Origin of the sequence: uncultured Oceanisphaera sp. (genome assembly GCF_947495715.1) — a bacterium.
In the GTDB taxonomy this organism is placed as follows: Bacteria; Pseudomonadota; Gammaproteobacteria; order Enterobacterales; family Aeromonadaceae; genus Oceanimonas; species Oceanimonas sediminis.
In genome coordinates, this window is the sequence record NZ_CANLZU010000028.1 from 24,550 (window position 1) to 34,182 (window position 9,633).

Annotated in this window: 9 protein-coding genes and 2 pseudogenes; 3 read left to right on the plus strand and 8 right to left on the minus strand. The window is 51.9% G+C overall.

The window, feature by feature from the left end:
* Positions 1–8: 8 nt before the first annotated feature.
* Genes Q0753_RS15285 through Q0753_RS15305 form a run of 5 tightly spaced genes read right to left on the minus strand, consistent with a single transcriptional unit; the run spans position 9 to position 5,652 of the window.
* Positions 9–1,457 (minus strand): hypothetical protein, encoded by a 1,449-nt coding sequence (locus Q0753_RS15285; protein WP_298723070.1) that lies wholly within the window; start codon positions 1,455–1,457, stop codon positions 9–11.
* 8 nt (positions 1,458–1,465) lie between these two features.
* The gene (locus Q0753_RS15290; protein WP_298723073.1) at positions 1,466–2,242 is read right to left on the minus strand and encodes a hypothetical protein; all 777 of its coding nucleotides are present in this window, start codon (positions 2,240–2,242) and stop codon (positions 1,466–1,468) included.
* A gap of 6 nt (positions 2,243–2,248) precedes the next feature.
* A complete protein-coding gene (locus tag Q0753_RS15295; RefSeq protein ID WP_298723076.1) occupies positions 2,249–3,751 on the minus strand; it encodes a dynamin family protein in 1,503 nt (500 codons plus the stop codon).
* The gene (locus Q0753_RS15300; protein WP_298723079.1) at positions 3,748–5,442 is read right to left on the minus strand and encodes a dynamin family protein; all 1,695 of its coding nucleotides are present in this window, start codon (positions 5,440–5,442) and stop codon (positions 3,748–3,750) included. The genes Q0753_RS15295 and Q0753_RS15300 overlap by 4 nt, the downstream gene beginning before the upstream one ends.
* Before the next feature lie 15 nt (positions 5,443–5,457).
* Positions 5,458–5,652, minus strand: a complete 195-nt coding sequence (locus Q0753_RS15305) for a hypothetical protein (protein WP_298723082.1) — start codon at positions 5,650–5,652, stop codon at positions 5,458–5,460.
* A 332-nt stretch (positions 5,653–5,984) separates the two neighbouring features.
* Here Q0753_RS15305 and Q0753_RS15310 point away from each other — a divergent pair, with 332 nt between their 5' ends.
* Positions 5,985–6,635 carry a HEPN domain-containing protein gene (locus Q0753_RS15310; RefSeq protein WP_298723085.1) on the plus strand — a complete coding sequence of 217 codons (651 nt, stop codon included), beginning with the start codon at positions 5,985–5,987 and terminating at the stop codon, positions 6,633–6,635.
* On the opposite strand, the gene Q0753_RS15315 is transcribed toward Q0753_RS15310, so the two are convergent.
* The gene (locus tag Q0753_RS15315; RefSeq protein WP_298723087.1) at positions 6,617–7,636 is read right to left on the minus strand and encodes a WYL domain-containing protein; all 1,020 of its coding nucleotides are present in this window, start codon (positions 7,634–7,636) and stop codon (positions 6,617–6,619) included. The genes Q0753_RS15310 and Q0753_RS15315 overlap by 19 nt on opposite strands.
* Before the next feature lie 197 nt (positions 7,637–7,833).
* Here Q0753_RS15315 and Q0753_RS15320 point away from each other — a divergent pair.
* Positions 7,834–7,962 (plus strand): annotated as a pseudogene (locus Q0753_RS15320) (transcriptional regulator); the annotation flags it as partial.
* A gap of 32 nt (positions 7,963–7,994) precedes the next feature.
* Here Q0753_RS15320 and Q0753_RS15325 read toward each other — a convergent pair.
* Entirely contained in the window at positions 7,995–8,234 is a 240-nt protein-coding gene (locus Q0753_RS15325) for a hypothetical protein (protein WP_298723093.1), read from the minus strand.
* 387 nt (positions 8,235–8,621) lie between these two features.
* Between Q0753_RS15325 and Q0753_RS15330 the strand changes: the two genes are divergently transcribed.
* The gene (locus Q0753_RS15330) at positions 8,622–9,110 is read left to right on the plus strand and encodes a low molecular weight protein-tyrosine-phosphatase (protein WP_298723089.1); all 489 of its coding nucleotides are present in this window, start codon (positions 8,622–8,624) and stop codon (positions 9,108–9,110) included.
* A 60-nt stretch (positions 9,111–9,170) separates the two neighbouring features.
* Here the strand turns inward: Q0753_RS15330 and Q0753_RS15335 are convergent.
* Positions 9,171–9,633 (minus strand): annotated as a pseudogene (locus Q0753_RS15335) (ribonuclease E); the annotation flags it as partial.

Consider the following 9,633-nt stretch of genomic DNA (forward strand, 5'->3'; position numbering starts at 1 on the left):
GCTCTCTATTAGAAGTCGTCCCACCAAGTTTGGTGGGGAACACCCCGAGATGATCCTGAAAAAACATATAAGTAAACACTGTTAGTAATTTTGGATGCGTGTCGTTGACCGTATATGTGTGTACCGCTATCGTTTACTGCTAGAGTTGAATCTAGCATTTTACAGTCCCTCATTAAGTCATAATTTCTTTTTGATTTTATTTTTATGGATGACTTTTCAAAACTGCATTGTTCAATATCATGCTCACCAGCAATGTAGTCTAAAAAAAGGCCTCCAGCATTATGGCCATAACTAACGGATTTCTCTATGTCTTCTAAATCGAAATCGCATTCGTTAATGTACAGAGACCTGCAACTTTTGAAGTGGCAGTCTTTTATCTTTGCATGTGAAGCTCTAACACCACCAGCGATTTTTGCTTTACATTTGGAAAATTTTGTTTTGTTGATATAGAAATAGTTTGTGCGAGAGCTTACTCCTCCTCCAACTAAATCAGGATGGCCGCAGTTGTTAAAGTTACACTCATTAATTTCAATGCTGCCATCTATAATGCGTAGTGCTCTTGAGTTTTTTGTTTCGAAGTCGGTATGTTCAAATTTAGATGCTACTTTATTGAGAGTTAAAGCAGTTGTTTTTTTTGACGTTGAGTATTCACCTTTTAAAGTGCAGTTGTATAGAGAAAAGTTTAGGTTTTCGGTCCCATTTACTTTTATTACTGGGTTGGTGAAGGTGGTGTTATTTATTTTTATCTCATTGGTGGTTTTTATGTTTAACCTTCCATTTTCAGAGAAATATACTTCGGTATTGTTAACTACAAAAGGAAAATCAATATTCAGTGGCGCAGAAACACGCCAATAACCATTGTGAATGCCAGCTTGCAAGTGCTCTGCAGTCAGTTCCCGGTATAAAAACTCTTCCCAGCAGTCCAGTTTAAGCGGATCCGGGTTAAAGTCGCTGGGCAGCTCCTCGGTCTGGGGCAGGCCGAGGATCAGGGCTGCGACCTGTGCTAGATGCTCCATATCGGCCTGGTGTAAGCCAAGCAATGCGACCAGCTCGGCCAGGATTCGGCATTGATCCTGGTTAAGAGGCTGCTCCAGCCGGCACAATACCAGTGCATCTACAATAAAGGTTTTGGCAAGTTCTTTTTCCTTTAGCAGCTCAATTCCGGTTTCCAGATCTTCCTGCGATATTTTCTGTGCCCGGGCCATCAGAGCCGGCAGTTTGCCGGTCAGTCCTATTGCGGGTAACAGCAGTTGCAGCAAGCGATGCTGATTGGCGCTGATATTGCCACCAGCCAGCAATAACAGGGCCAGTAGGCTGAAATACAGCTCCCGCTCATGATCCGCTAGCTCAGCTATGGTGTGGGCCGGCAGGGAAAAGTGCTTTAGCTTGATGTTATCAAGCAGGCCCAATACCTGCTGAATATTGAGGCATTTATCTAATTTTACTGGTGCGTTCATGATTTATTCTACCAATGTGTGAATTTATCAAAGTCGATGAGGTCGATCCATGTTGAAAAAGTATGAGGGAAGGAAACTATATATATGTATTCAGGGTTGTTTGTTAAAACGACTCCTGACGTCTTTGCATACTCACGAAGTTCGATGTTTGTGGAGTCAATAATAACTTCACCACTCACGATAAATTCTTTATCTAGTTTTTTGGTTTTTGTAGTTGTTGTGATTGATGACTGGGTGAATGAACTAAGAAAACTGTTAGTGACTTGTGGTTTTGATGGTGCCTTGTGTTTTCTTATCTGTGGTTCGAAACTTGATGTTCCCTCATTTATACCCAAGATTTCATTAAGCCAATAATTTATTATCCTGAATTTCTTTTCGTGAATGGAAAGGGCTGCTGCCAGTTCAGAAACAAGGCTGAGATCCTGTGTTGAAAGATGGTTGTTTATTCTTAGTAGAATCAGAATGTCTAGCATTAACGCATTTTTTTTATCTGATTGTTGAATCAATTCAATACAATCAAGCAGCTCTTTATTGCTGAGCTGACCGCCATTAGCCAACAGTTGTGCTTGCTGGCCATCCAGGTCCATGGCGTGCAGCAGTCGGCGGAACAGCATGTCCTGCTCGGCGCTGATGCTTGGTTGGCCGCGCAATATGGCCGCCAGCAGGGTGGCGTATGCCTGGATCACGGCGGGCTGCTCAGAGGTGATTACATGGCGGCGAAGGGGAAACAGCTGGTGTTTAATGCCGTTCAGTTTTTGTTCCAGTGGATGCAGGAGAGCGTTCATAACACCTCAGGGCAATAAGCGTTCAATGGAAGTGGAAGATGCTGGCTGACGCAGCAGCTCAGCCAGGCGCGTTACCGGCTGTGGTCTGGTCAGCTCCAGCAGGGCCGGGTGCGGGGGCGTGCGCAACATCAGCTTGTCCAGGTTGCCCGGCTTGCCGGCTTGAGTCAGCCCTTGCAGGGCATCGGTCAAATCCAGCTCGGGCAAGTCTTTGCGCTCTCTCAGCTCGCGCAGCATGGTGGCCAGATCCTGATGGGCGGGCTGCAGCAAATCCAGTGCGCCCGGCTCGGGCATGGTCATGTTCAGCGCATCGGCAATCAGCCTGAGGTGTTTAAACAGACGGTGCTCAATATCTGTCAGGGTGTTATCCAGCGCTTCGGTCTGGTTGCACTCCTGCTGTGCCATGTTCTTCAGATCCTGAGCGTCTTTCATCAGTACATCGTTGTCGGCGAGGGCCAGAATGCGGTTAATTTTGTGCAGGCGACGGCCGGCTCGGCGACGCCACTGATCCAGAAACAGGCGGTAGTTAAAAAACAGCTTGCTGAAGTTAATGGCAAAGGTGGGAGCCTGCTGGCTTTGCTCCCATTGCTCCAGCCAGGCCTGAATGGGGGCCACCGGATACAGCTGTTTTTTTCGGCTGGAAAAAGGCAATACATCCAGCACAGGTATACCCCGGACGGCCAGGGTATCGCGTACCAGCTCGGTAATGGCACGAATGTCTTCTTCCGGTTTCTTGTCGGCACGGCTAATTACTACCAGCAGCGGTATGTCCCGGCGCAGGGTGGCCAGAAAGGCCAGATCGTTTTCGCTGATCACACCGGCATCGGCCTGCACCAGCCAGATAATAAACTGGCAGGCGTTAAGCTGGCTGCGGGCGATATCGGCATCACTGCTCTGGTGGCTGCCTTCATCTTCAGGCTTGGAGTAGCCGGGAGTGTCCAGCAGGCTAAGGTGACGCCAGGGGAAGTCGGGCAGGGTCAGGTAGGCGGATTTGAGCAAGGCACTTACCTGACTGCCAAAGCGGCTTTTTTCTTCGTGAGTTAAAGACAGAAACTCTTCCTGGCTCAGGCTCACCCGGCGCTGAAACAGATTAAGTGCCAGGATCTGCTCCTGCTCGCCCCACATCAGATAGCTGGGCAGGGCAGTGGTTTCATCCACCTCGGTGGCCAGGCGTTTGGTGCCGCCCAGCAGGGAATTGATAAAGGTGGACTTACCCGTGCTGAAGGCACCGCCAATGCCCACCACCACCTTGCTGCCAAGAGCCGGAAACTCGCAAAAGGCGGCCAAGCGCTGATACTCCCGGCTCATGTCTGCCAGCAGATCGGCAATGTGATCCGGGCTGCCCTGGCGGGCCAGCTCGGGCAGCTCCTGGTGAACCAGTGTATGTAACTGGGCCAGGCTGTCGATCAGGGCAGGTGGCAGTGGGTGCTCATCGGGATCCGGGTGGCTGGCCCGGCATAACAGCTGGTAGCGGTTTGCCAGCGTTTGCTGGTCAAGTGCAGGAAAACTCACTTGGTGTTCTCCTTGGTGTTAAAAAGCTGGATCCACTGCTTAACGGTGGTCAGATCGTTCAAGTATTGCTGACGCTTTTCTGCAAAGGCGGCTTCGCCCTGGCGCAGTTGCTGCTCCAGCTCGTGCAGGGTTTGCTGATTTTGTTTCAGATAGTTATTGGTCTCTTCCGCCACCTTGTCTTTGATTGACTGGCCTTGCTGCTGAATTTGCTGACGTAGATGAGCCTCTACCTGATTCATGACGGCGGGAATGCACTGGCTGCGAATTTGTGACTCGGCGGCTTCCTGCTGACGAGCCGCTTCCAGCTCTTTGTTGGTTTTGCTGAAAAAGTTGCGGGCAACGTCCACCAGCACGGCTCCGACCACTCCCAGCACTTTTAACGGCAGTCCTACTGCGGGGATCATTAACGGCAGCATGCTGACCAGGGTGGTGGTAAAGGTATTGCTGGTTTCATCCGAAATTTTGAAGCCGTCGGTATTGGCATTGAACTGACTGCTGACGGTAATGCCCTGAGGAACGTCACTGGCCACGTTGTTCAAGTAGCGGCTGATATGAACGGAAAACTCTTTTTCCACGCTTTCGGCCAGTGCCAACCGAACAATGGTCATGATGTTGCTTTCGAGGCCCGAGCCGTAAATCAGATCATTGGCCAGGCTTTGGGTGTTGCTTTGCAACCGGGCGCGAACATGGCCAAGCACACGCTCTATGCCTTGCTGCAGATCCTGATCCAGTTGCTGCTCCTGAAGTGTCAGGCGCTGGCGGAATTGTTCGGCTTCCTGATGCAGATCTTCATTTTTAGCGCGGATCTGCTCTGCATCCAGATTATCTGCATTACCGAGTTGCTCCAGTCGCACAGCCAGTTGCCGGAGCTGCTCTGTTACCGGTACCAATATTGCCTGGGCAAAGCGTTCATCCATTTTTCCGTGCAGAGAGGTGAGGGCACTGGAAAAACCGGTTATTTGTTTTTTGCGGGCACTGACCACGGCCACTGCCAGGGGCGGCTGGCCGAGCAGATCGGAAACTTCGGCCTTTAACTTGGTCACCACGGCATCAATGTCTTCGGCCGGTTTTTTATCGGTTTTGGTGACGATCAGCAGGGCTGGCATATTGCGGCGGGCTAGCTCTCCAAGAAAAGAGCGAATGGAGTCACGCAGCGTGCCTTCTTCGGCACTCACCACAATGGCGTAGGCCAGGCTGCGGGTAATGTATTCGTCGATAGCCTTGGAGTGCTGGGTGATTCCTGAATCCCAGCCGGGCATATCGACCAAGGTGAGGTAAGGAAAGTGAGCAAGCTGCTCTGCGGGTAGCCGGGCTTCCAGCCAGCCGTCGGGCAGAATGGCGTCGTAGCTCTGCTGCAGCACCTGCTCCTGGGAGTAGGGGAGGCTGATACCCTGTTTGCCGTGGCCGCTAAAACTGACCTCATCACCAAAACTTAGCTCTACCGGCAAACTGGTTTCTGCGTTTACCTCTACGGCAAAGTACTTTTTGCCAAGCAGGGCGTTAATCAGGGACGTTTTGCCACTGCTGAAAGCCCCAACCAGCGGCACCCGAACGGTGAAGTGCTCCACTTCTTTCCTTTTTTCAACAAAAGCGGTGGCATCAAGCTCGTAATGGCTTAACAGCGTTTCTATATCCGGAGCCTGCTGCAGTAGGGTTTCCTGCAGCGCGGGTTTGGCGATGGTCTGGGCCATGGCTACCTCTGTCAGTTATTTTTTAATAGAAGAAGTGAGGAGCTGCATTGCAGACTCCAGTAAAGATGAAGGTCTTAATTGCACCTTGGGGTGACCACAGCGCGGGCACTGTTTTGGAGGCCCCATCACCACATCTCCCGTGGAGGGGCAGGCTTTTTTCCAGCCGCACTCGTGGCAAAAAGCAGTAAGGGGAGGCAGTTGTGTTGGCATCTTTTATCCTGGTGCTCTGGCCATGTCTTCTAGTTGCGTTTTAGTCTGACATGGCAGGCGACATTTGATGTCGCTTTGAATGTTTTTATCTGTTGAAACTATGCCAAAGAATTAAGTGTAAGGTCCAGCCAATTCGGCTGGGAGGGTGAAGATGTGACGAGAGTGGAGTTATTTTAATTTTTTCCTGCAAGGGAATCGCTGTTTTTGCCTTACTAAATGATTTCGGGAGTAGAGACTGTAATTAACGATCGGAAAATAAGCACCCTGCTTGTTCGGTGGTGCCAAGGCCGTTACTCTGTTGAGCAACAATAACAAGAGAACGGAGCTGGGGAATGGCACTGACCCATGAGATTCTTAAAGAACGTCAACGCAAAGAACGCGACAGCCACCCAGAAGCGCTGGCGCTGAGAGTGCATCGGGCATTGAGCTGGCTTGACCGGGCCGAACAGTGTAATGACGAAGACGGGCGCTTTGTATTCCTGTGGATTGCCTTTAATGCCGCCTATGCCAATGAACTGGGCGAGCAGCGCATGCTGGAAGGGGAGAAGTTCAGCCGCTATCTGGCCCGGCTGGTGGAACTGGATACGAATCAACAGCTTTATAATCTGATCTGGCAGCGTTACTCCGGCGCTATCCGGGTGCTGCTTGATAACCCCTACGTCTATCAGCCCTTCTGGGATCATCGCAATGGCCTGGCGATGAGAGAAAACTGGGAAAGCCGTTTTGCCGCCGCCAAGCGGTTTGCGAATACGGCACTGGCCGGCAAAGATACGGCTAGTGTGTTGGCGGTGGTGTTCAACCGGCTGTATACCCTGCGTAACCAGTTGATCCATGGTGGAGCTACCTGGAACAGCCGTATGAACCGCAGCCAATTGCGCGATGCTAACGCCATTCTTGGGAAGCTGGTGCCGGTGATTATCGGCATCATGATGGATAATGCCGGATTGGTATGGGGTGATGCGAGTTATCCGCCGGTTAGCTGACATTCCTTGCGGGCGTACATGTTCAGCATCTTGTTAGCCTGCTCGCAGATGGCCTGACGCCACTCAGCCGGTTCCAGCACTTCAACTCGGGCACCAAAGCCCATCAGCCACCATTGGGTTTGCTGATCGTTGGGCACGGTGGCGGTCAGGGTAACCCAGCCATCCTCGTCGGGTATGGACAGCTGTTGCTGTTCGCTGACCGGAGTTTCTGCCAGCGTCCAGGCTACGTTTGAGTCAACTTTGGCGATCAGTTGTACTTGTTGCTTGTCTAGCGGATAGCCGAAGATTCCTTCAGCGATGTAATTCTCCACACTGAAGGTTGGGTGTAGCCGAAAAGGATATTTGCTCAGTGCTAGTTGCTGAATGCGGTGCAGGGCAAACTGGCGAATGTCTTCATAGTCGTTCACTGTAGCCAGCAGATAGCTGACGCTGTGGCGTACCACCAGCCCTTGAGGGTGCAGAGTGTACTGTTTTACCTCTTGCTTTTGCCGGCTGAGATAATGCACTTCTATTGCTTGGCGTTGGAGCAAAGCATCGCTGATGCCCTGCCACACAGGCGGAGTTATAGCCGCTGGCAGTAATGCTTTGCCATTGGGAATGGCGCGTACTTGGCGGGCCCAGTCGGCAAATCCGTTTTTCTGCAGGCCGTCCAGAAACTTGCGGGCACTGTGAAACTGGGGGCTAAGTTTGTCTACCGCTATCTGGGGCAACAGGCTTTTGAGATATTCTTCCGCCAGTACCAGAGTCAGGGCGGTGGCAGTATCCATGGCGGGCAGGGTACTTTTGAAATTCGGGTCGAATGACCAGCGGTAGGGGCGCTCACTCTGATCGCAGATAAGCGGAAAGTGGTTTGAAAGCATTTCCAGGTTACGTTGAATGGAACGGATATTAACCATGAAGCCCTGCTCTTCCAGCAAACTCTGCAAAGTTGTTGTCGCTTTGTATTGGGGGGCGCGGGGGATTAATTGCAACATGGCAAGGTAGCGGAAAAGTGTGTCCATCGGTTCTCCGATTGTTGTGCCAGCATCCTGACGAAAACGCAAGCATACCTCATAAAGTGTCGTTTGTGTCTGTGGTTTACGGGCTCTTCATGTAGCCTGCTGGGCTGGTGCTGTAGAGTTCACTCACCAGTCGTCAGATAGCCTATAGGTCTGGACTGCCCACTGGAGAACTGCTGCGTGAAGACGTAATTACTGAGTTGGGCCTGTCTGTCAAGGAAATGGCGGAACGACTGGGCATGTCCCGTGTGGCCCTGTCCCGTGTATTGAATGGCCGAGCGGCGATCAGCCCTGACCTTGCCCTCCGCCTGGAAATGGCAGGAGTGAGCACAGCCCGTGCTTGGCTTGCCATGCAGGTGAACTACGACCTAGCTCTGGCCAGACAGCACCCGCAACCACAACCACCGATCCGAGCGTTACAGCCAGTGGGATCGCCCATCACGCTATTTCGACGCAGTACGGTGGTGAAATTACCAGGCGTCAGTTGTCCACTTTCCAGCAACTGGTTCATCCAGGCCTTCCGACCTTCGCTGGTATGTTCGTTGAACACGTCTTCCACTTCGTCGAAGAGCACCAGACTGTGGTTATTGTGGCGTAACACTTGCTGGCATAGCTGGTCTGAAAGGGGCAAGCCAGAGCTGTGGGGTTAGTCTGTGCTGGAGGCCAGTCTATGAGTCTGATGATAGTCCTCGATCGAGCCTTATCAGGCATAGGTTTTTATGGCATATGGAACATGACCCTTATGCTCTTTATGCTGGTACTGAGTACCGAGGCAATGACTAAAATCAGCTCCAAAAGCCACATATCACTGAACTTAATTTTTATACTTATATTTCAATGATTTACGTATTTTTTCGGGTTTTATGGCAAGAGCGAAAAGACTCGTTTGGGGTTGACAAATAGCGAAAACCTTCCCCAAAATGATCAGTAAGTCACTGAATTTTAAGAAGTTAATTTTTGTTCATAAATCGTAAAAATAGGTGCCGATATGACTGATAAATCACTGAAAAATAAGCAAAAATATAGTGTGCTTTTCGCCTGTATGGGCAACATCTGTCGCTCGCCTACTGCCGAAGCGGTGTTACGCCAGCAGGCGTTGAGGGCGGGAATAGAGATAACCATCGACTCGGCGGGAACGCTCGGTTATCACAGCGGTGCGACACCCGACAGTCGGGCTCGGGCGGCGGGCGAGCGCAGGGGGTATGATTTCAGCGGTATCCAGGCACGACAGGTAACGGTCGAAGACTTTGCGAGCTTCGATATGATACTGGCGGCGGACAACAGTAATATGGCCGATCTTCGGTTGTTGTGTCCGCCTGAACATGAGCACAAACTCCGGCTGTTGCTGAGCTTCTCCCCCGAAGCCGAGCAGGAAGTACCGGATCCCTACTATGGTGGCGAGCAGGGTTTTGAGCGGGTACTGGATCTGGTGGAGTCGGCCTGTACCGGTCTGCTGGCCCGGTTAAGCAAAGACTGAGAATAAAAACGTCAGACAATAAAAAGGCTCCCGAAGGAGCCTTTTTTCGTGGAGTAAGTGTTACTCGGGTTTGGCCATGGGGGCCGAGGCGGTGTTGCGAGCCGCGCTGCTACCGGCCTGACGGCCACTGGTAGTAACGGCCTGACGCTGCAGCGGCGGATACTCCGGCTTAACGTAAGGCGGCTGTGCCACTACGGTCGGCTTGACCATGGGCGCAGAGGCCTGGCGGGCACGGGAGTAAAGGCCGGAGGCGGTGGCCTTGGGCGCTTCGGCTGCTGCCTTGGGTGCTTCGGCTGCTGCCTTGGGCGCTTCGGCTTCAACTTTGGGCGCTTCGGCTTCAACCTTGGGCGCTTCGGCTGCTGCCTTGGGTGCTTCGGCTTCAGCCTTGGGCGTTTCGGCTTCAGCCTTGGGCGCTACAACTTCAGCCTTGGGCGCTTCGGCTTCAGCCTTGGGCGCTTCGGCTTCAACCTTGGGCGCTTCGGCTTCAACCTTGGGCGCTTCGGCTTCAACCTTGGGCGCTTCG

Coding starts and splice junctions, on each gene's coding strand:
- Q0753_RS15285 (WP_298723070.1), bottom strand. CDS start 1,457: ATGAACGCACCAGTAAAATTAGATAAATGCCTCAATATTCAGCAGGTA.
- Q0753_RS15290 (WP_298723073.1), bottom strand. CDS start 2,242: ATGAACGCTCTCCTGCATCCACTGGAACAAAAACTGAACGGCATTAAA.
- Q0753_RS15300 (WP_298723079.1), bottom strand. CDS start 5,442: ATGGCCCAGACCATCGCCAAACCCGCGCTGCAGGAAACCCTACTGCAG.
- Q0753_RS15305 (WP_298723082.1), bottom strand. CDS start 5,652: ATGCCAACACAACTGCCTCCCCTTACTGCTTTTTGCCACGAGTGCGGC.
- Q0753_RS15310 (WP_298723085.1), top strand. CDS start 5,985: ATGGCACTGACCCATGAGATTCTTAAAGAACGTCAACGCAAAGAACGC.
- Q0753_RS15315 (WP_298723087.1), bottom strand. CDS start 7,636: ATGGACACACTTTTCCGCTACCTTGCCATGTTGCAATTAATCCCCCGC.
- Q0753_RS15330 (WP_298723089.1), top strand. CDS start 8,622: ATGACTGATAAATCACTGAAAAATAAGCAAAAATATAGTGTGCTTTTC.